Here is a 21,279-nt window from a genome sequence, read left to right as displayed (position 1 = left end):
TTTTTTAAGGTTGATCTGAAATTCTGTTTAAATATTGCTGCAACATGGCCGGACTGAGTTCCCCCATATGCCGCTCGACCAGCTGGCCTTGAGCATTAAAAAACAGCGTCGTTGGCAGGCCAAAACTATTCAGCTGCTGTGGCAGTTCACCATATGGGTCCAGCAGGACATGTTTAAATTGAAACTGATGTTTTCTTAAATAGGCATTTACGGTGGCTACCTCCTCACCCTGATTCAGCATGACAAAATTCACTTGAGGATGCTGCTTGGCTGCTTTGGCCAATACCGGCATTTCGCGATGACACGGCGGACACCAGCTCGCCCACAAATTAATTACCGTGGGCTGGCCAATGAATTGGCTGAGTGGAATCTTATCTGTACCCAGACGTTCCTGTTCTAGTCCAGCAAAGGCTAGATCAGGAAACGCTGCTTCAGTTTTTAGACTGGATTTGAACGCGAGCCCAAGCCCGACCCAGAGTACAAAGATGATCAGCAAGATGGCTTTGAATCGGGTCTGCAACTGTCTGTTGCGAATGACATACCATAAAGTACCTATCAGCACCCCGCCCCATAAATGAAAACCTTTGTCCTGGATTTTCAGTATGTCGATGGGGGCTACAAAATACAGCTCGGCATTGAGTAGAACGAAAACAAGACGTGCACCCAGCATCCCTAGCAGAAAACTGCTCCAGAGCAAATCCTGACTTTGTCCAAGCAGCTGTTTAGACCATGAATACTTTCTGGCTAATCCAAACAGGACGGCAGATAACAGCATCAAGCCAGTGGCAACAATCATGAGTGTCCAGGGCAACATCAAAGGTCCCAGATGCAGCGCATCACTGGAAATCATCATAGTTGCTCCCCTTGTAGTTGCTGCAATGTGCCTAGTAAATGTGCCGCACTAAAGCTTCCGGTCAAGCGCAACTCACGCTGCTCCTGATGCGCTGCATTTAAAAATATAAAGGTGGGTGGACCGAGGATTTGCCATTCTTTTAGCAGCTCATCCTGACTTGGATGATAGTGGGTCAGGTCTAATTTGATACGAACCACATTTTGTAAAGCCGTCTGGACATCACTACGTGGAATCACTTCCTTTTCAATCGGTTGACAGGCCACACACCAGTCCGCATACACATCAATTACCACTGGCTGTGCAGGATGTTTGGCTAAAACCTGTTGCAATTCTGCGGCTGTACTGACCTTCTGCCATTCAAGCCGTGATTCCACATGGGCGACCTGTACCTGACTCCAGACATGATAGAGCTGCATGCCTCCTGCAAAGACCAGTAAACCACTGAGCAGCATCAGGACTATTTTCGATACAGACCGATGCACATGGGGCAGCATCTTGAACAAGAAGTAGCCTGAACAGGTGATCAGTACTACACCCAAAAGGCTCAGGTATAAAATGCCGGGCAATAGGGGGCGGGCAAAATACAAGGCCAGGGCCAGCATGACAAAGCCAAAACTAAACTTCAGGCGATCCATCCAGATGCCAGGTTTGGGTAAAAGATGGGACCCAAATACAGCTGCGATAAATAGTGGCAAGCCCAGCCCAAGGCCTAAGACAAACAGATAGCTGGCACCCAAAATCGGTTGATTAAGCTGAGACACATAGATTAAGGCACCGGCCAACGGTGCACTCATACATGGCCCGACAATCAGTGCCGCGATCATGCCCATGAGACCAGCACCAATCAGCGTGCCACCCTTCTGCTTTTGCTGCCATTGATCCAGCCGCTGTAACATGCCTTGAGGTAAGGACAGCTGAAATGCTCCGAACAGATTAAGCGCGAACAAAACAAACAGAATGCTGAAAATACTGATGAATATCGGACTTTGAAACCAGCGCTGAAAACTGTAACCGAGCTGTGCCACAGCAAGTCCTATGACCGCATAGACCAGTGCCATACCCAAAACAAAGACCAGCGCAATCAGTGCAGCACGGTAGCCCCGGTGCTGCTGAACCAGAATTCCCGTTAAAATTGGAATTAAAGGTAAAGAACACGGTAAAAATGCCAGCAGAATGCCAAGCCCGAGAAAAATCAGAGCATTAATCAACAGACCTTGTTTCGACAGCAAACTTAAAAAATACTGGTCATTGTTCCACTGGTCATTCATGCCTGCTGATGAAGTTTGATTTTTAGGGTCTGTAATAAGCTGGTCGTTTTTCTCTGTTAATTCCACCTCAGGCTGCACGACAGGGTCGGAAACTGCAGCGACTTGCACTTTCTCCACCTTTTCTTCAGCCAGTGCTTGATCTGTACTTTGAGTTTGCCCTATAGCTTGGAGCTCATCTTTCTGAGTAGTCAAAATCTTTTCGTTTGCTTCTGGCTGTGTAGTGCTGGCCAGCAGCTTTTGAGGCTTGCTCAAGTTTTGCGCTGGAAATAAACCATCTGCATCAGTTTTTACTGTGGTGCGTTGCACCGGATAACATAAACCGCTTTCTGCACAGCCCTGCCACTGCACCGCAAACTGCTGGTTGGGCTGGACATTCATATTGGTTTTGACTTGCCCATAATGCACCTGAGTCAAACCGAAATTGGGATCATCTTTGTCTTCAGGTTTGGGCAATGCCAACTTGACTGGGGTCTGCTGATGAGACACTTTAAGCTGGTCATGATACAGATAATAACCCTCTGCGATTTTCCAGCTAAGCTCTGCCTGATCCTGACTTGTAGAAACCACCTGAAACTGAAAAGCCTGATCCGGTGGTAAAAAGTCTGCATGTGCAGTTCCCGTCATGATTCCACCGCCGATCACGGCACCCAATATCCACTTCAACATCCAGCTGATCTCCTCCTGTTAGGACTGCATTATTGAAAAACTAAAATTAAGACAACATTAACAGCCCAAATCATTTATAAAATAATGGCAGTTTGATCAGGATGTTCTATGTTTATTGTATTGGTTGAGGATGATCCCTATATCGCACAGAGCATTTGTGCTGCTCTGAACTATCTGAATATTTCAGTGGAGCATGTCAGTCACGCACGTGCTGCAGATTATTTTATCCGGCATAGTGCTGTCGATTTGTGTTTACTGGATTTAGGCCTGCCGGATCAGGATGGCCTGGACTTGCTGCACAGCTGGCGACGTGACCAGATTGATCTCCCGGTACTGGTATTGACGGCACGGCTGCGGACCGATCAGTGTGTTCAGGCCCTGAATGCCGGTGCCGATGACTACCTGACCAAACCCTTTGAGCTGGAGGAACTGATTGCCCGGATTCATGCCCTCACCCGTCGCCACCGCGGCTTTGCCTCGAATACACTGCAATTTGATGACCTGGTTCTGAATCGGGATACCCAGACTGTGACCTACCAAGACCAGGCCGTGAGTTTATCTCGCCGTGAATTCAGCCTGCTGGAAACCCTGATGAGCCACCCCAACCAGATCCTGAAAAATGAACAGCTTATTGACAAGCTCTATGGTTTTCAGGACGCTATCGAGAGCAATGCCCTGAATGTACACATTTATCACCTGAGACAAAAACTACATCCAGACTTGATTCAGACCGTTCGTGGTGTGGGCTATATTTTCAAACCGTTTGAGCATCGTCATGTTTAAGCACAGCTTGAAATGGCGTTTGGCCATGAGTCTTTTGGCCGTGTTTATTGTGCTGTGGAGTGCGGTATTTTCATGGCTGTATATTGACCTGAAACAACGTTTACAAGACACGCTGGATCAACGCCTATCGGCATCTGCGCAAATGGTTGCCCGGCTGATTCAGCAGCTACCGCTGGATAGTCTGGGGGATGCAACCTTATCCAAATTAGCCAAGAATGATGATGCAAACCAGTTAATTGCCTGTGAAGTCTCTCTTTTTAGCTCTGACATCTCGTTAGATAATCAGGTCATTGCCAAAACACGCGGTGCCCCCCAAAATTTAAGCCAGCGACCAGAAGGATTCAGCACCTGGCAGCAGGGTGATACGGAATGGCGCAGTTATGTCCTGCGTCGTGGTGATATTCAGGTGGTGGCGGCAGAACGTATGTTCTTGAGGGATACCTTACTACAGCAGATTCTACAGTCCGTACTGGTTCCCTTGGTCTTCTCACTGCTAATCTGTATTGCCCTGATCATCTTTATTATCCGCAGACAGTTCCGGTCTTTGGATCAGCTCAGTCAATACCTGAACCAGAAAAACCTTAGCTATTCAGAGGCGGCAGATTTTTTAATGCAGCTCAAGCCTGCAAGCATTCCCCAAGAAGTACAGCCTTTTGTCAACAATTCCACGCAGTTGATTCAGAAACTCAATGACAGTCTGCAACAGGAGAAAGCCTTTAGTGCCTATGCTGCACATGAATTACGCAGTCCCCTGACCGCAATTAAAACCCATGTACAACTGGCACAGCTGATCGGTCAGCAGCAGAACCTGCCTGAATCCATTCAGCACAATTTGCAGCAGGCCAATGAGAGTATCCGGCGTTATACACTATTACTCGAGCAGCTTTTATTGCTGACCCAATCAGAAAACAGTCTCCAGGAAATGACTGAGGCCATCTGGCTTCGCCCCACACTTGAGAAAGTTCTTGCAGACTTAGGTACACGCTATCCAGAAATGAACAAAAAAATACAGGTGAACTGGGAAAGTCTAGGCGAAATTCAGCTACCTGAATTTGTGCTGTATACCGTACTGAAAAATCTGCTTGAGAATGCACTGCTGCATGCACAGGCTGAACAGATTTGGATTTCCATGCAGTCTGGTTGCCTGGTGATTGAAGATAATGGCCAGCAACTTACAGCAGAAGATATTCAACATTTAGGACAACGCTTCTGGCGCAAATCTGCTCAGCAGCATGGCCATGGTTTAGGACTGGCATTAACTGCTAACCTGTTAAAACAATATGGCTATCAGCTCTCTTTCAATGCCCGTCGACCCTATGGTGGGCTCAGCATTGAAATAAAGTACGGCGTGTCTAAGCTTGACATGCAAGCTTAGGGATATCCAGCCATACGGCTGTTGGAAAATACCGGGTCAGATACTCCTTTAAATATTGAATGGTATCCATCGCAATCGTTTGATCCTGGTGGTCATCAGCATGGTTAAATGCCACAGCATAAAGCGTGACTTCACGTTGTTTGAGTAGCTCCAGACTCAGTAGAGTATGATTAATACTGCCCAGACGGCCTGAAGTCACCAGAATGACAGGGTAGTGATGCGCTGCAATATAATTGATCGTCAGCATGTCCCGGGTCAGCGGCACCATTAATCCACCCGCTCCTTCAAGCAGAACCCGGTCATAACGCTCGGCCAGTATAGTGGCTGCCTGCTGAATTTTTTCGAAATCGATTGAACGCCGATCCAGTTCAGATGCCAGATGCGGTGAGGCCGGATAGCTAAAGATTTCTGGCATGGTCAGCTTGCCACCTGAGTGCAACTTAATTTAAAAAATAATTGAGGATGTTGTTAAATAAGCTCAAAAAAATAGAAGTGATTACTGGTACGCTTTCACAAGTCCCTTTTTGCTCCGTTCTATATGATAAATCCCGGTCATTGCACTGAATCACTGCTAAAATCTTTTCTTCTATTTGAGTAATGGCCTGCCATACTTAGGCTATTTAGCATACAAAATAAATAAGGAGGCATCATGCCTCTTTGAGCTGTTACTATTTACTTTCTTTTTCCGTTGGCATAAGTCAATCGATTGCTTTTAGACACTATATGGCTGGCAAAATTCCTGTAAATCGAAGGAGTCTTTCAACTGACATAAGCGCTGATACCTTCAGTTAAATCCATGAACTGAGATGCCTCCAGATAATCATTCACTGCTGTAACATGATCCCATCCTGTCCCGGATCACATCACGGGCTGTTTTTAAAACTCCACATAAAACTTTTCAATCAACTGCTGTGTTCTAATCAGCAGATGTTTAAACACATTATCCCGTTCAAATAGCTTCACCTTATAATTTGGCGAGTCTTTAAGTTCTTCCTTGCGCAACAAATGCTTGGAGAACTCGTAATATTCCAGTACATTTTTTATCGTCTCTGGCTTCAAATTCTCCCTCTATGATGCCAGTCAAGGTATTGGCAATATTCCAGATTTTTTGTAGCTGTTGCACCTGGGCATGATTATGACAGTCCAAATCACGAACTCATTAATCCAGTGATTTCGCCTAAAATTTTCAATCATGCCATCGTAAGAAGGTGGCAAAAGACATAGTTTTTCGTGGGATTATGGCGTGAATAATAGTAAGTTTTTGACCCCAAGAAAAAAGTGTAGCAACTTACTACACTTTTTAGATATTCAGAATTTAGGTATTTTCACTTGTATTTTAGACAAGATGTAGCAAGTCCGAACTGCGACATTTTCCCAATGAGCGCCCGCTAATCTCACTAAAAAGATGTACCAGAAATATTCTAGTTATTTGCGAAAAATGTCAGACATGCAAAAAAAAATCATTCACTCGGAATGTTTTTCAATGCGCTGTAGCAATTTGCTACACTTTTTAAATAATTTCTTTACCAAAAATCTCATTCAAACGCTCGCGATTTTCCTGAACAAAAGTCGGATCATTTTTGAGCTTATATTTCATCTCTTTCTTGAAATCATTCATGGATGCACCGGCCACAGCAAAATCCATTTGAAACATAATATCGTTCACAATAACATTCGCCTGAGAATCGGTTAAACAGCCTTCGATCTTAAACCACTTGCTGAACTGCGTATAATTCGGATCATTGGCATAGATATACCAGGAACGTACGGTCATATCAAACTTTGCCCCCAACTCTTTCACGATGGCATTATCATCAAAATCTACATCCAAATAGATTTGAGTCTTTTCGTTAAATTGCGGGAGAGCCGCTTCAGTATCTCCACTCATAATTTTAAACCGCACACCCACAATAGGACGGCCTTTCTTAATAGTGTCATATTCTAGCTGCAAACTGGTTTTAGTATTAATTTCTTCAACAATTTTATCCAGAATATAACGCCTAAAATCTACCCAACGGTCATATTTTTTTTCACCGATGTCAATCAACGCTTTTAAATTCTCTAAGGTGAGTTCAACTTCATAGGTGTCGAGATTCGCATACTTAAATTCATTTTTAACAATATAAGAATATAGACTCATACTTGTGACAGAGTCTAAAGCAAATAAATCTTTCAACTGGTAAGTGGTAAAATTCCCACTGGCCAGACGGGTGAAGTAAGGCAGCACTTCACTGGTAAAGCGAATCTGTAAGGCATTTTTGGCATCATCTTCCCAGCGCAGTTCCCGGATAATCGGTACCACAGAATGGACTTTTTTTACTTTACGCTTGACGTCATCTACAGGCTCTTCAATTACAAAATGAGCAACCCGAGATGAAAGTTCCCTATAAATCCGGTCAATAGCCACATTAATGGAATTCTTCTTATTGAGTCCTAACAATTCCCCCAAATCTTCTTTATGCAGATAGATATAGGTTTTCTCGGTAATTTCACGATCTTGGTTATTTTTTTCACCATAGTTTGCAACCGCCATTGCATAAAGCAGTGCCTTATATTCATTAGAAGACAATTCAATAGGGCGAATTAAGCGGTTACTGGTACTCACCACTCCATTCTGTCGAATATTGCCGATACAATAAGGTAAATATTCTATTTCTTGTTTTTCGTTAAAATCGCTCATAAGTGAAAAATTAAAAGTTATTCCCCCTATTTATACATAAAAGTGGAATAACATTCAACATCTTCACCTTACAGATTCACTTTAAGTGCTTATCCCTTTAAAAGGATGTGCTAAAGATCAAGAGTGGAAAGCATGTCATCATTTTTTTAGATTTAGCCTAATCCTTAACCCAAAGGTGGAAACTTTGAAAAAATTTCCACTTATTAGTGACAAGCTTTCCACTTTTATCAACTGAGAAGAGCTTAAATCGTTTTCTTTGCATTTTTTTGTGGCCAAAAATACCGTTATAAGTGAAAAAATCATTTGGTTTAGCACTTTTCAGTGACAAAGCTTCCACCTTTAGAGAGAATCAAGTACTAAATCGGACTTTTTTTTGCAATTTTTAAAGGGAAAACATAACTTATCCACAAGTATAAAAATAAGCGTGACAAGTCTTCCACCTTTAAAGTCAGATCATGATACTTATCAACAGATTAAAGTTTTGAATTTAAATATTTTTATAACTTAATTTCATGTTTTTTTTTAAACCAGTGACAAGTCTTCCACCATAGTGACAAGTCTTCCACCTTTCAGTGACAGCTCTTCCACCTTTCAGTGACAAGTCTTCCACCTTTCAGTGACAAGTCTTCCACCTTTCAGTGACAAACCTTCCACTTTTCGGTGACAAACCTTCCACCTTTAAAGACGTAAGATATTGTTTTAAAAAGGGAAAAATTGTCCTAATTATAATTACTTAATTATATTAATTAATACTAATTATAATTAGCTAGCTATATTTTATATAAAACTTTAATTTGTTTTCTTTGTTAGCCGATATTGATTCGTACTTTAATATCATTCAAATAAAGTGTAGCAAGTTGCTACAAGTTCCACTATATTAGGATCATTCGAATGGGGTCTGATATGACAAATAAATCGACTAAAATTATTGCTGTAGCAAACCATAAAGGTGGTTGCGGGAAGACCACCACGGTTGTTCATCTGGCTGCAGAGCTAGCAGACTTGGGGCATAAAGTATTGGTGATTGATTTAGATCCACAAGCCAATGCAAGTTTACATATCGGATTAAGACATCCGAGTGAGGTTGAAACCACTTCTGCTGAATTACTGGTAGGTGATTTGAACCTATTGTCTGATGCCTTACAAGAAGAAACCAATTTTAAAAATGTTTCTTTAATTTATGGTTCACTTACTTTAGGTAAAACAGAAGACCAACTTAAAGATGATGCCCCAAGACCCTCTGAAGAGCTCTCTAACAAGTTGGAATTATTAAACGGATTATATGATTTCATCCTGATTGACTGTCCTCCAAGCCTAAAACTTCTGACCAGTAATGCCTTGGCTGCATCTACCCATGTTATGGTGCCGATTGAATCCGGTTCACAATATGGCCTATATGGTGTCACTGACTTAATTAACCATTTAAGTAAAATAAGACGGGTCAATCCCGAATTGAAACTGTTAGGTGCTTTGCTGATTAAACATGATGAACGTCAAAACGTCTGTAAACTGATACGAGATGAAGCTTTAAGCCAGGTCGGCGAATTGTTAAAAACGACCATTCCAATGAGTACGAAAGTCAATCAAGCAGCAATTTTACAACAGCCATTGTTGCGCGTAGATAAAAATTCTAAAGTTCGTAAAGCGTTCCAAGATTTAGCGAAAGAAATCATCAATCGTGTTGAATAAAGGCACTCTGAGAATCCTATGGTAAGTACAAAAGAATTGTTGGCACAACGTCTTCAGCAAAATACTCAAAAGCATCAACAAGCTCAGCAAGAGCATGTCAACGATGTGAAAGAATTACGTCGTAATGTCCAAATTACAGACATTCAACCTAGTCCCAATCAGCCACGAAAAATATTCAATCAGCAAGATATTGAAGATTTAGCAGCCTCGATTGAGGAGATTGGATTATTGCAGCCGATTGCAGTTCGGCGAGTACAGGACAAATATGAGTTAATTGCAGGTGAACGACGCTTGAAAGCGCATCAAATTCTCAATAAAAACACCATTGAAGTGATTGTCATCGATGCATCAGATGAAGAAGTTGCACTGTTAACCTTGGCTGAGAATTTAAAACGGGAAGACTTAACAGATTATGAAATTTATGTCGGTCTGAGTTCTCTGGATGAGAAATTAAAAAAGAACAAGCAAAAGCTGGCAAAATCATTAGGCATGAATCGAGAGGATATGTATAAATATCTATCTTTCGAAAAATTACCGAAAGAACTGATTGCCGATTTAGAACAACAACCGACATTGTTGGCACGCACTGCCGCCACAGCTGTGAAAAAGTTTCTTTCAGATTATGAAGAGAATTACAGTAATGCTAAAAAAGCACTGCTAGAAGCTTGGGCGAAATTACTGAAAAAAGAAGTTGAGCAAACAAAACTGGCCTTATTGGCAGAAAAAATTTTAAAGTCGAAAGAAAACAAAGAGCCAATTAAAACGTCAATCGTGCATAAAATTGAATATGATGGAAAAGTCGCAGGGAATATCAAGTTTGATCACAACATTTTAAAAGTGTCATTAAAAATGAGTGAATTTGATGAGCAAAATTTACAAGAGCTGGAAAATTTGCTGAAAAAAATGCTGAAAAAATAAAATTAAAGCGCTGTAGCAACTTGCTACAGCGCTTTTTTCAATTTAGGTCGGAGAGGATTTCAAGTTACATTAAATAGAGTAATACAACCTAAGGTACCTGGGGGCTCAGTTGTTATATAAAATACTTTTATCTTTGAATCTGAATTTACGCAAGCTGATTCTGATTTCAACGATCCTCAGCGTTTCCTTTTTATTTGTGATTAGCCTGTTTATTCTGAATTATGTGGTTAAACAGCAACTAATTCAGAATTCACTCTCTATAAATGAAAAATACGCAGCCAAGATTGCGATGGGGGTGAATCGTGATGTCAGTAATATGTTGCAGGAGTTGCAGTATAGTGCTCAGCAATTAGGGCAAAACTTTTACAATACGCCACTGCGACAGGCTGAAGTCAAACGGCTCAAAAACCAGTCGAATAACTTTAACAGTGTTTTTATGGTGGGCCAGCAAAATCAGATACTTGCTTATGCACCAGTATCATTAGACCTAAAATTCCACACGCCCTATAATACAGCGGGTATTGTTGGATCACTTAAAAGCAAAAAGGCGTATATTTCGGCACCCTATTGGTCAAGCAAAAAAAATCTGGTTGTGTTGATATCACAGCCTATTTACGATGTGAATCAAAATTATAAGGGCTTTATCAGCGGTACGATTTATCTGCAGAAGAATAATTTAATCAGTGAAATGCTGTTCAATCAATTTGATTTCAAAAAAAGTTATATGTATGTGATTGATCAGCAGAACCGTATTATCTTCCATCCAGATTCGAGTCGGATTGGCGAAAAAATTGTAAATAATACTGGTCTTGACTATATCAATGAAAACAAGAAAGGATCCGTCCGTCTAACGAATAGCTTGGGGATTGATAACCTGGCCGGTTTTGCACATGTTCCCAGTGTGAACTGGATTGTGGTTTCACAGCAACCTACGGATGAACTTCTTAAACAGGCCAATGAATTAATTTTAAAAGTTTCTATTGGCATATTTATCTTTTATCTGTTTATTTTCTTTATCGTCTGGCGGATGTCGCTATTTATTTCTTCGCCGCTGAATCGTTTGGCGAAAATGGCCAGTATGTTAAATCGAAATGATATTCAGGATAAAATCAGTCAGGTTGATCCCTGGTATTTTGAGGTATTCAAGTTTAGGGCCTCGCTACTTTTGAGCTCCAAAACATTTAATAACAAGATCTCAGAATTACGCCAACATATCAATATTGACCCCTTGACTGGCCTTTATAACCGTCGTGGCATGCAATATCTTCTGGATGAATTAATCAGTACGGGTACTCATTTTGCGGTACTCGCTATCGATATTGATTTCTTTAAAAAGATCAACGATAGCTATGGACATGACCGCGGAGATGAGGTTTTAAAGCGATTGGCTTTTTTAATGCAGAAAAATTTCAGAAGTCATGATCTCTGCTGTCGCACTGGTGGGGAAGAGTTTATCGTATTGATGATGACCTCCGATATTCGTGTTGCTTTCAATGCAGCAGCACGTCTCAGAACGAGTATGCAAGTGAGTCAAATTGAAGGAATCAAAGAAGTTACCATTTCCGTGGGTATCGCATTCTGGCCGAGAGATTCAGTAAGCGTCAAACAGGTTTTTAAAATGGCAGATAATAAGCTGTATGAAGCGAAAAATAATGGGCGGAACTGTGTTCGTATGACGCAAAAATTAGCCAAGTAAAATGTCGGCACAAACAGGCTTGATTTTTTAAATCTTTTTCTGCTCAAGCATGTTCAGCACAGTGACCTTGCGGAGTTACATGAGCTTTAATCGAGATCAGCTTCAGTCTGTGCCCGAGCATGCACTGGTAAAATTTGGCATATTGGTCTGTCTGGGGAGCTTTAATGGATAAATAAAGTGAATTAAGCACGACAATTCATGTCCTTTTCCACCTTTTTACTGCTGCATGTTTTAGAATTTTAGGTAAAATCATTTTATTAATGATTTACTTATTTGGAATTCTATAACAATGACCCAGGTGCAACTGCAACAGCTACAAAAACAACTCTGGAATATTGCCAATACTTTGCGCGGCACCATGGGGGCAGATGAATTCCGTGATTACATTCTGGGTTTTATTTTCTTTAAGTATTTGTCGGAAAAGTCGGTTAATTTTGCTAATGAATTGCTGGATGGCGAAGAAGTCAGCTTTCTTGAGCTGGATGAAAGCAATCCTGAGCATGTGCCTTATATCAAAGAAATCAAAAAGAATGCCATTGCTGAAGTCGGTTATGCGCTCACACCAAAACAACTATTCCATACCCTGGCTGAGCGTGGCCGTCAGGGCGAATTCATTCTGGATGATTTAACTGCGACCTTAAAATCGATTGAGCAAAGTACCTTAGGTACCGATTCTGCCGATGACTTTGCCAATCTGTTTGAAGATCTGGATCTGAATTCGACCAAGCTCGGCAACAATGCCAGCGACCGTAATGCACTGGTGGCGAAAGTCCTCAGTCATCTGGATGATATTGATTTTGATATTTCCAATACCGAAGCCGATGTACTGGGGGATGCCTACGAATACCTGATTGGTGAGTTTGCCTCAGGTGCGGGCAAGAAAGCTGGTGAGTTCTATACCCCGCAAACCGTATCGACTTTACTGGCCAAGATTGTCACCCAAGGCAAGGAGCGTTTACGTTCAGTCTATGACCCGACTTGCGGTTCAGGTTCTTTGTTGCTGCGGGTAAAACGTGAAGTCAAAGATGTGGATATGATTTATGGTCAGGAGATGAACCGTACCACTTACAACTTGGCGCGCATGAACATGATTCTGCATGATGTGCATTTTGCCAAGTTCGACATCAAGCAGGAAAACACTTTAACCCGTCCGCAACATTTAGATAAAAAGTTTGATGCGGTGGTGGCGAATCCGCCATTTTCTGCAAAATGGTCTGCCGATCCGTTATTTTTACAAGATGAACGTTTTGCTGCGTATGGCAAACTGGCGCCAAGTTCTAAAGCCGATATGGCTTTTGTACAGCACATGCTGTATCAACTGGATGACAACGGCACTATGGCGGTGGTGTTACCGCATGGCGTCTTGTTCCGTGGTTCGAGCGAGGGCGTGATTCGTCAGTATTTGATTGAACAGTTGAACGTGGTGGATGCGATTATTGGTCTACCCGCCAATATATTCTATGGCACGTCTATTCCGACCTGTATTTTGGTGTTGAAGAAAAACCGTGAGCAGAGCGGCAATATTCTGTTTATTGATGCCAGCAATGATTTTGAAAAGCAGAAGAATCAAAACAAGTTATTGCCTGAGCATTTGGATAAGATTGTTGCGGCATTTGAACAGCGTGAAAATATTGAAAAGTATGCGCATGTGGCGACCTTGCAGGAAGTGAAAGATAACGATTACAACCTGAATATTCCGCGTTATGTGGATACTTTTGAAGCGGAAGCCGAGATTGATTTAGATGCGATTGCCCAACAGCTTCAAGCTTTGGAACACGACAGCCAAAAAACCGATGCCATCATTGCAGATTTTTGCAAAGAGCTAGGCATTGTTTCACCTTTTGCGGAGGTGAAGTAATGGCTGCGCCTAAGTTAAGATTTAAAGAATTTGATGGGGATTGGTCTGCGCAAAAATATAAAGATGTACTTACTATTAAATATGGTAAAGATCATAAATTACTTGAGGATGGAGAAATACCTGTTTACGGCACAGGCGGTGTGATGCGTTATGTCAATCAATACCTATACGATGGTGAAAGTATTCTTATCGGTCGTAAAGGTACAATTGATCAACCAAAATATGTAAATGAAAAATTTTGGACAGTAGATACTCTTTTTTATTCAGAAATTAAGCAGAATATTTATCCTTTATTCATTTATCAACACGCTTTGCAAGTGAACTGGCTTGGATTAAATGAAGCAACTGGTGTGCCTAGTTTAAATACAACCTCGATTAATAATGTTGATATTTATCTCCCATCCAAAGAAGAACAAACCAAAATTGCTTCTTTTCTTTCCGCAGTGGATGAAAAGATTAGCCAACTCACCCAAAAACATGAGCTGCTGAGCCAACACAAACAAGGCATGATGCAAAAGCTGTTTAGTCAGCAAATTCGTTTTAAAGCAGATGATGGGAGTGAGTTTGGGGAGTGGGAGGAAAAAATAATTGGTGAAATTGCTAATATTAAAAGAGGTGCTTCACCTAGACCAATTACAGATGCCAAATGGTTTGATGAAGAATCAAAAGTAGGTTGGGTACGCATTTCAGATGTTTCGAAAAGTAAAAAAATACTCGTAGAAACAGAGCAATATTTATCAAATGAAGGAATTCAAAAAAGCAGATTTATTCCTAAAGGTAATATTATTATGAGTATCTGTGCAACGATTGGTAAACCAATTTATACAGGTTTTGATGTCTGCATTCATGATGGTTTCGTTGTATTCAGTGAACTAAAAGCTTGGCATGAATATACCTATTATTATTTAGAGTACATTGAAAAGAATTGGTATCAGTATGGACAGTCAGGGACTCAAGTTAATCTAAATTCTGACATTGTTTCTAATGAAATTTTTCCATTTCCTTGCCTTGAAGAACAAACCAAAATCGCCAATTTCTTATCTGCCATTGACCAAAAAATTGAAGTTGTGGCACAGCAAATTGAACAAGCGAAACAGTGGAAAAAAGGCTTGTTGCAGCAGATGTTTGTCTAGGGGGAAAGTTATGGCAAATTGGCTAGTAACCGTGAATTATGCTGAGTTTGATTTAGAAGCAGCTTATGATGCTTTGCCGCAGATTTATTGGAAGAATTCAGCCACTAGTGAAGGTAAAGGGTTACAAATCAATGATATTGTTCATGTATATGTGACCCAACCCATCTCAAAGGTGATGTATCAATTCAAAGTTCTGGGGCATGCGGAAAACTCAGAATACCCAGTAGCGCAGAAAGTATTTTGGTCGGATAAAAAGAAAATTGAAAGTTATCTAGGTGGATACTCTATTTTTGAAAAGTTAAACAAAGTGGATAAATCCACTTTGTCTTTTGAATATTTCAGACAGGAAAACTTAATTCCTGATGCTCCTATTCAAGGCCGTCGCACAGATCGAGATAAAGCTTCAAATGATCCAATCCGCATTTTTTTAACTCACATTTTTAATGAGTTTAAAACTGATAGTGTGAATACCGACTATCCCGATGAAGCAGGTTTAGAAAATGAAACCTTTCCTGAAGGAGCTAAGCAAACGGTTTTAGTGAATAAATATGAGCGTAATCCTGAAGCAAGGGCTAAATGTATAGAAATTCATGGAACACGCTGTTATGTCTGTGGCTTAAGCTTTGAACATATGTATGGCTCATTTGCTAAAGATTTCATCCACATACATCATCTTAAGCCTTTGCACACGATTGGCGAAGAGTATGAAGTAGATCCTAAAGAGGATCTTCGACCTGTATGCCCGAACTGTCATGCCATGCTCCATAAAACCGAAAATGGTATTCCAATGACAATTAAGAGATTAAAACTCTTATATAGCGTTTCTTTGAGTAATCCACTTAGACAAACATTTGCAGAATAAATAATTCGAGATTTTTAATGCAGCTTTATCAAACCCAAGCACAGTCATTAGTAGAACTTACAGAAGATCCTTTTCGTTTGGAAAGAGAAATTCAAACCCTGTTTGAAAACAATCTTTACAGTTTTACAGGTCTGGAATTCATCAAGTCTGAATTCACCATTAAAAATAACCGTATTGATACACTGGCTTTCGATCCCGAAAGTCAGGCCTTCGTAATTATCGAATACAAGCGTGAACGCAATTATAGCGTGATTGATCAAGGCGTTTCTTATCTGAATCTGATGCTCGACTATAAGGCAGATTTTATCGTGGAGTACAACGAGAGCCAGAGCAAACAGCTTAAACGTCACGATGTCGACTGGTCACAAAGCCGAATCATCTTTGTTTCACCGAGCTTTACCGACTATCAAAAGCAGTCCACCAACTTTAAAGATTTAGGTATTGAGCTGTGGGAAATCAAACGTTATCAGGGTGGAATTGTTTCTGTCAATCCATTGCAGAAAGCCAAATCAGCGCCTTCAATAAAGCAAGTGCAAAAGGTTGAGTCTGAAGACATTCAAAAGATTGCCAAAGAAATTCAGCAATATGATGAAGCCTATCACTTGGCGGATAAGTCCGATGACATCAAAGAGCTATATGAGCAATTCAGGGACTCAATTCTGGGCTTAACTACCGATTTAGATATCCATCCTAAGAAAATGTATATCGCCTTCCGTAAGGGTAAGCGCAACTATGTCTATATGAGTATTGGGACAAAGCAAATTCGTATATGGTTGAATATGCCTTTTAATCAACTGGATGACCCGAAACAGCTCGCGAAAGATGTGACCAATATTGGACATTGGGGCAATGGCGATTGTGAGGTGATCGTGTCAGATACAGAAAATTTAGAATATATCTTGAGTTTAATTAAACAGACATTGAAGTGAATAATTTAAGATTTTAGAGGGGAAGGAAATGACAGTACAAAGCGAATACCAACTTGAAAACGAACTGATTGGCCAGCTGCAGCAATTAAGTTATGCCTCAGTCACGCTCAAGGACGAACGCCAGCTACTGTCTAACCTGAAAACTCAAATTGAACGCGCTAATGGACTTGCACCACTGTCTGAAACTGAATGGAAACAGGTCATCAGCTTTTTGAATACCGGAACGGTATTTGAACGGGCCAAGAATTTGCGTGATCTGTTCCCGGTCAAATTTGATGACGGTTCAAGTAAGCACATCTTTTTCCTGTCAGATGACCCCAGCAAAAACATCTATCAGGTGACCAATCAAATCACCATTGATCACCGCGACTATAATGGCAGAACCAGCCGTTTTGATGTGACTCTGTTGGTCAATGGTCTGCCACTGGTTCAGATCGAGCTGAAAAAGCGTGGCATGGAAATTGCCGAAGCCTTTAACCAAACCCAACGTTATATCCGTGAAGCGTATTGGGCTGGACAAGGTCTGTTTGGTTTTATCCAGCTGTTTGTGATCAGTAATGGTGCCAATACCCGTTATTATTCTAACGGCACCACAGGCATCGAGTTTGCCTTTCCATGGGCCGATGTCAATAACAAACACATCAATGAAATTGTCGACTTTGCCGAAGCTTTTCTCAATCAGCAGCATCTGACCCAAATGCTGACCCAATACATGGTGCTGCTAGAAACCACGAAAAGCCTGATGGTGCTACGTCCCTATCAGATTTATGCAGTGCAGAAAATCGTGCAGCATGTGCAAAACTCCGATCAGAACGGCTATATCTGGCATACCACCGGTTCAGGCAAAACCCTGACCTCGTTTAAAGCCAGCCAGATCATCATGCAAATGCCGGATGTGGAAAAAGTCCTGTTTGTAGTGGATCGTAATGATCTGGACACGCAAACCTCACGCGAATTTAATGCCTTTAAAGCCGAAAGTGTCGACAGCACCGATAGCACGCATACTCTGGTCAAGCAGCTGGATCAACGCCATGACAAACTGATTGTCACCACCATTCAAAAGCTCAATCGCGCCATCAGCACGGATCGCTATCTGGAATACATCGATTATCTCAAAGACCAGAAAGTGGTGTTTATCTTTGATGAATGTCACCGCAGCCAGTTTGGTGAGACCCATCAGAATATCAAGAAGTTCTTCAGCAATGCGCAGATGTTTGGTTTTACCGGAACGCCGATTTTTGAGGAAAACAGTCAGTCTAAAGCCGGCCTCAAACTCACCACGGATTATCTGTTTAATCAGTGTCTGCACCAGTATGTGATTGTCGATGCGATCCGGGATCGTAACGTGTTGCAGTTCCAGATTGATTACCGGGGTAAATACACGGCCAAGGGCATGCAGCACAACCTCGACTATGACGATGATGTCGAAGGCATTGATACCCGGGAGCTCTACGACAATCCACAGCGCCTGGAAATGATTGCGCGCTATATTGTCGATACGCATCCGACCAAAACTCGCAATGGTGAATTTACCGCGATGTTCTGTGTCAGTTCGGTCGATACCCTGACCCAGTACTATGAAGTGTTTGAAAAGGTTCAGGCCGAGAAACAGCAACAGGATGAAGAGCAGGGCCGACTGTTCAAACCGCTGACGATTGCGACGATTTTCTCCTATGCCGCCAATGAAGCAGTCCCAGTAGATGAGCAAAACGGGCTGATCCATGAAGAAGCAGCCGATATTCCCAGCCAGATCAATCCGTCCAGTCGCGACAAGCTGGACCGTTATATCGCCAAGTACAACCAGCAGTTTAAGACCAACTACAATTCTGGCGACCAGTTCTATGCCTATTACCGCGACATTGCCGATCGGGTCAAAAAGAAACAGATTGATATCCTGCTTGTGGTGAATATGTTTCTGACCGGTTTTGATTCCAAGCCCTTAAATACCCTGTATGTCGACAAGAACCTGAAATACCATGGCCTGATTCAGGCCTTCTCGCGAACCAACCGCGTCTTTAACGACAAAAAACCTTTCGGCAACATCATCTGTTTCCGTAACCTGAAACGCGCCACTGATGAAGCACTGGCATTATTTTCCAATAAAGAAGCGCAAAAAGTGGTACTGGTGCCAAGTTATGAAGAAATTCAGCAGGACTATGAAGTGGCAGTACAGAAGCTACTAAATATTACCCCTGATTATCAAAGTGTCGACGAACTCATCACTGAAGATCAGCAGCTGGCGTTCATTAAAGCCTTTCGAGAAGTGATGCGTTACAACGCCCAGCTGCAAACCTTTATTGAATATGATCAGGACCAGACTGCACTGGATAAACAGCATTTTGCCAACTTTGCGTCCAAGTATGCCGATCTATGTCGTGATGTACGCAAGACCACTAAAAAAGAAAAAGTATCGGTACTGGACGATGTCGATTTTCAGCTGGACTTACTGCACAGTGACCGGATCAATGTTGGTTATATCATCAACCTGCTACAACTGGCTGTGAATAGTGATGATGAAGACAAACGTAAGAAGTATGAAGCTCAGGTCTATGACCTGATTGGCAATGAAATCACCCTGTATGACAAGCAGGCGCTGATCCAGAAGTTTATTGAAGAAAACCTGCCCAAGATGATCAATGGCCAGAGCGTACAAACGGCCTTTGCTCAGTTCTGGGATGCTGAAAAAGAACAGGCCTATCAGTACCTCTGTACAGAAGAAAACCTGAAACCAGAAGCAATGAAGCAAGTTCTGGAACATTACGAGTTCACCAAACGTTTACCACGTAAGGAAGAATTGAAAGACTTGCTGAACTTTAAAGTGAAGCTGTTTGAACGGGAAAATGTGTTGAGTAATCTGCTGGTCAAGACCCGAAAGCTGATTGAAAAGTTTTATGTGGGGTTTTAACAGCAGCCTGTGAAGTGATCCAATAATCTAGAGCTAGAAGAGACTATTCATTTTGAAACTGCTTCAAATGATTTTGGACTTCTCATATCAGGTTACATCTGAAAAACACATATATTTTATATTGCGAATATGCGTATATTCATATATAAAGCTATGATTCATTGATAAGAGTAAAGCTCATGGATCAAATGCCAAAAGTCCAAATTTATCATAATCCAGCCTGTGGTACCTCACGCAATACGCTGGCTTTAATTCGCAATGCGGGAATTGAGCCTGAAGTGATCGAATATCTAGTTACGCCTCCTTCTCGTGATGAGCTGATTCAACTGATTTCTGATGCAGGTTTATCGGTAAGAGATGCGCTCCGTAAAAATGTCGATCCCTATACCGAGCTGAATCTAGATGATGCCGGCTGGAGCGATGAGAAACTGCTTGATGCCATGCTGCAACATCCGATCCTGATCAACCGCCCGTTGGTGGTTACCGAGCTTGGAACCCGATTATGCCGCCCATCGGAAGTGGTACTGGATATTCTGCCTTCGCCACAATTAAAAGCCTTTGCCAAAGAAGACGGTGAAATCATCGTGGATCAACAGGGCAATCGGGTAAAATAAAGTGTCCCCCCTACGAAAAAGCTTCAACTTGATTGGAGCTTTTTTATCTGAAAAACACATGGACGATGATCCATATCATTTACATACTGAATGAAATAGGTTCTTGAAGGATAAAGGAATTGGATCATCAGCAGGCAGTTTCCCCGTATCAGGTTTTGACAGAGAGTACCATTTTTCAAATCTTACACAGGCTACCGACTGGAAACTGTTGCGCAGGTCAATGGTTCAAAAATCTGCCGATGAGTGCATCGACCTGATCTCATCCCCCTAAAACCAGGAGCTTTAAATGGAAAGCATAATCGCGATTTTTGCCTGGCTGAATGATGTGCTGCTTAAAATGACCTGGCTCTCGGAAGGCGTGCGCTGGCTGGTCGAAAATGTCTTCGGTTTATCGGTGGTGACCCGGCTCGGTGGCAGTATTCACTTCTTTATTTATGATGTTTTTAAGATCTTTATTCTGCTCTCAGTCCTGATCTATAGCCTGTCGTATATCCAGAGTAATTTTCCGCCTGAACGCACCCGGCAGATTCTGGGACGCATGACCGGGATCAAAGCCAATATCATGGGGGCCTTGCTCGGCACCATTACCCCATTTTGTTCCTGTTCTTCCATTCCGCTGTTTATCGGTTTTACCCGTGCCGGACTGCCTGTGGGGGTGACCTTTTCCTTTCTGATTTCATCTCCCTTAGTCGATCTGGCTTCGATTATTTTATTGGCCAGTATTTTTAACTGGAAAAAGGCCCTGTTGGCTGCAACTGAAGAAGCAGTGAAAAGCACCGGTGTCAAAGCGGACATTGAGTATGTCACGGATATGATGCAGATTGCCGAAACCGGACTGTTAAGCACACCGGGTCTGATGATTGACAGTAAAATCGTATCGAGTGGTAAAATTCTGGAAGCTCAGGCTATCGCGGAACTGATCGAGAAAAATAAATAACTTCAAAATTAAAGTTGTAGCGAAGAAAACCAGTGGTTCAAGTCGCTGGTTTTTCTATATTGGAAGAAGAGGGAAACTGTTAAATCCAGCGCTTTCTGGCTGTGATATCCTGA

The 21,279-nt window shown here is 41.8% G+C and carries 15 protein-coding genes and 3 pseudogenes; 13 read left to right on the top strand and 5 right to left on the bottom strand.

Annotated features, from left to right (window positions below):
• Nucleotides 1–4: 4 nt before the first annotated feature.
• Both FTU95_RS12835 and dsbD read right to left on the bottom strand, forming a co-directional pair.
• Complete coding sequence (locus tag FTU95_RS12835; RefSeq protein WP_016659405.1) at nucleotides 5–853, bottom strand: TlpA disulfide reductase family protein; 849 nt, start codon at nucleotides 851–853, stop codon at nucleotides 5–7.
• The gene (gene dsbD / locus FTU95_RS12830; protein ID WP_053579074.1) at nucleotides 850–2,787 is read right to left on the bottom strand and encodes a protein-disulfide reductase DsbD; all 1,938 of its coding nucleotides are present in this window, start codon (nucleotides 2,785–2,787) and stop codon (nucleotides 850–852) included. The genes FTU95_RS12835 and dsbD overlap by 4 nt, the downstream gene beginning before the upstream one ends.
• A 108-nt stretch (nucleotides 2,788–2,895) precedes the next feature.
• On the opposite strand from dsbD, the gene FTU95_RS12825 reads away from it, so the two are divergent.
• Both FTU95_RS12825 and FTU95_RS12820 read left to right on the top strand, forming a co-directional pair.
• The gene (locus FTU95_RS12825) at nucleotides 2,896–3,570 is read left to right on the top strand and encodes a response regulator transcription factor (RefSeq protein WP_005093734.1); all 675 of its coding nucleotides are present in this window, start codon (nucleotides 2,896–2,898) and stop codon (nucleotides 3,568–3,570) included.
• Nucleotides 3,563–4,945: an ATP-binding protein gene (locus FTU95_RS12820; protein WP_159516674.1), complete on the top strand. Its 1,383-nt coding sequence runs from the start codon at nucleotides 3,563–3,565 to the stop codon at nucleotides 4,943–4,945. The genes FTU95_RS12825 and FTU95_RS12820 overlap by 8 nt, the downstream gene beginning before the upstream one ends.
• On the opposite strand, the pseudogene bioD reads toward FTU95_RS12820, so the two are convergent.
• From bioD to FTU95_RS12810, 3 genes and pseudogenes are all read right to left on the bottom strand, one after another.
• Nucleotides 4,923–5,369 (bottom strand): annotated as a pseudogene (bioD, locus tag FTU95_RS12815) (dethiobiotin synthase); the annotation flags it as partial. The gene FTU95_RS12820 and the pseudogene bioD overlap by 23 nt on opposite strands.
• Nucleotides 5,370–5,821: 452 nt before the next feature.
• Nucleotides 5,822–6,010, bottom strand: a pseudogene (locus tag FTU95_RS15060) (hypothetical protein); the annotation flags it as partial.
• Nucleotides 6,011–6,455: 445 nt separating this feature from the next.
• Nucleotides 6,456–7,625 carry a replication initiation protein gene (locus FTU95_RS12810; RefSeq protein WP_005093725.1) on the bottom strand — a complete coding sequence of 390 codons (1,170 nt, stop codon included), beginning with the start codon at nucleotides 7,623–7,625 and terminating at the stop codon, nucleotides 6,456–6,458.
• Between the two features lie 903 nt (nucleotides 7,626–8,528).
• On the opposite strand from FTU95_RS12810, the gene FTU95_RS12805 reads away from it, so the two are divergent.
• The 11 genes and pseudogenes from FTU95_RS12805 to FTU95_RS15175 all read left to right on the top strand — a co-directional run bounded on the left by FTU95_RS12805 (nucleotide 8,529) and on the right by FTU95_RS15175 (nucleotide 21,166).
• Nucleotides 8,529–9,314, top strand: a complete 786-nt coding sequence (locus tag FTU95_RS12805; protein WP_035337428.1) for a ParA family protein — start codon at nucleotides 8,529–8,531, stop codon at nucleotides 9,312–9,314.
• Nucleotides 9,315–9,332: 18 nt separating this feature from the next.
• Entirely contained in the window at nucleotides 9,333–10,232 is a 900-nt protein-coding gene (locus FTU95_RS12800) for a ParB/RepB/Spo0J family partition protein (RefSeq protein WP_005093722.1), read from the top strand.
• A 133-nt stretch (nucleotides 10,233–10,365) separates the two neighbouring features.
• Nucleotides 10,366–11,928, top strand: a complete 1,563-nt coding sequence (locus FTU95_RS12795) for a sensor domain-containing diguanylate cyclase (RefSeq protein WP_257220141.1) — start codon at nucleotides 10,366–10,368, stop codon at nucleotides 11,926–11,928.
• A gap of 289 nt (nucleotides 11,929–12,217) precedes the next feature.
• Complete coding sequence (locus FTU95_RS12790; RefSeq protein ID WP_159516672.1) at nucleotides 12,218–13,786, top strand: type I restriction-modification system subunit M; 1,569 nt, start codon at nucleotides 12,218–12,220, stop codon at nucleotides 13,784–13,786.
• Nucleotides 13,786–14,919: a restriction endonuclease subunit S gene (locus tag FTU95_RS12785; protein WP_159516671.1), complete on the top strand. Its 1,134-nt coding sequence runs from the start codon at nucleotides 13,786–13,788 to the stop codon at nucleotides 14,917–14,919. The genes FTU95_RS12790 and FTU95_RS12785 overlap by 1 nt, the downstream gene beginning before the upstream one ends.
• Nucleotides 14,920–14,929: 10 nt before the next feature.
• Nucleotides 14,930–15,781 (top strand): HNH endonuclease, encoded by an 852-nt coding sequence (locus tag FTU95_RS12780; RefSeq protein ID WP_159516670.1) that lies wholly within the window; start codon nucleotides 14,930–14,932, stop codon nucleotides 15,779–15,781.
• 17 nt (nucleotides 15,782–15,798) lie between these two features.
• On the top strand, nucleotides 15,799–16,710 hold the full coding sequence (locus FTU95_RS12775; RefSeq protein ID WP_159516669.1) for a DUF5655 domain-containing protein: 912 nt from the start codon (nucleotides 15,799–15,801) through the stop codon (nucleotides 16,708–16,710).
• Nucleotides 16,711–16,738: 28 nt separating this feature from the next.
• Nucleotides 16,739–19,615, top strand: coding sequence for a type I restriction endonuclease subunit R (locus FTU95_RS12770; RefSeq protein WP_159516668.1), 2,877 nt, complete (start codon nucleotides 16,739–16,741; stop codon nucleotides 19,613–19,615).
• Nucleotides 19,616–19,794: 179 nt separating this feature from the next.
• Nucleotides 19,795–20,229 (top strand): arsenate reductase (glutaredoxin), encoded by a 435-nt coding sequence (gene arsC, locus FTU95_RS12765; protein WP_005093706.1) that lies wholly within the window; start codon nucleotides 19,795–19,797, stop codon nucleotides 20,227–20,229.
• A gap of 286 nt (nucleotides 20,230–20,515) precedes the next feature.
• A pseudogene (locus FTU95_RS12760) lies at nucleotides 20,516–20,977 on the top strand (permease); the annotation flags it as partial.
• On the top strand, nucleotides 20,975–21,166 hold the full coding sequence (locus FTU95_RS15175; RefSeq protein WP_354666952.1) for a thioredoxin family protein: 192 nt from the start codon (nucleotides 20,975–20,977) through the stop codon (nucleotides 21,164–21,166). The pseudogene FTU95_RS12760 and the gene FTU95_RS15175, both read left to right, overlap by 3 nt.
• Nucleotides 21,167–21,279: the final 113 nt, after the last annotated feature.

It is taken from the genome of Acinetobacter sp. YH12208, assembly GCF_013418055.1.
GTDB classification, from domain to species: Bacteria; Pseudomonadota; Gammaproteobacteria; order Pseudomonadales; family Moraxellaceae; genus Acinetobacter; species Acinetobacter pseudolwoffii.
The sequence above is the reverse complement of the archived record's forward strand: the minus strand, read 5'-3'. Positions and strand labels throughout refer to the sequence as shown.

Coding starts and splice junctions, on each gene's coding strand:
- FTU95_RS12835 (WP_016659405.1), bottom strand. CDS start 853: ATGATGATTTCCAGTGATGCGCTGCATCTGGGACCTTTGATGTTGCCC.
- dsbD (WP_053579074.1), bottom strand. CDS start 2,787: ATGTTGAAGTGGATATTGGGTGCCGTGATCGGCGGTGGAATCATGACG.
- FTU95_RS12825 (WP_005093734.1), top strand. CDS start 2,896: ATGTTTATTGTATTGGTTGAGGATGATCCCTATATCGCACAGAGCATT.
- FTU95_RS12820 (WP_159516674.1), top strand. CDS start 3,563: ATGTTTAAGCACAGCTTGAAATGGCGTTTGGCCATGAGTCTTTTGGCC.
- FTU95_RS12810 (WP_005093725.1), bottom strand. CDS start 7,625: ATGAGCGATTTTAACGAAAAACAAGAAATAGAATATTTACCTTATTGT.
- FTU95_RS12805 (WP_035337428.1), top strand. CDS start 8,529: ATGACAAATAAATCGACTAAAATTATTGCTGTAGCAAACCATAAAGGT.
- FTU95_RS12800 (WP_005093722.1), top strand. CDS start 9,333: ATGGTAAGTACAAAAGAATTGTTGGCACAACGTCTTCAGCAAAATACT.
- FTU95_RS12790 (WP_159516672.1), top strand. CDS start 12,218: ATGACCCAGGTGCAACTGCAACAGCTACAAAAACAACTCTGGAATATT.
- FTU95_RS12785 (WP_159516671.1), top strand. CDS start 13,786: ATGGCTGCGCCTAAGTTAAGATTTAAAGAATTTGATGGGGATTGGTCT.
- FTU95_RS12780 (WP_159516670.1), top strand. CDS start 14,930: ATGGCAAATTGGCTAGTAACCGTGAATTATGCTGAGTTTGATTTAGAA.
- FTU95_RS12775 (WP_159516669.1), top strand. CDS start 15,799: ATGCAGCTTTATCAAACCCAAGCACAGTCATTAGTAGAACTTACAGAA.
- FTU95_RS12770 (WP_159516668.1), top strand. CDS start 16,739: ATGACAGTACAAAGCGAATACCAACTTGAAAACGAACTGATTGGCCAG.
- arsC (WP_005093706.1), top strand. CDS start 19,795: ATGGATCAAATGCCAAAAGTCCAAATTTATCATAATCCAGCCTGTGGT.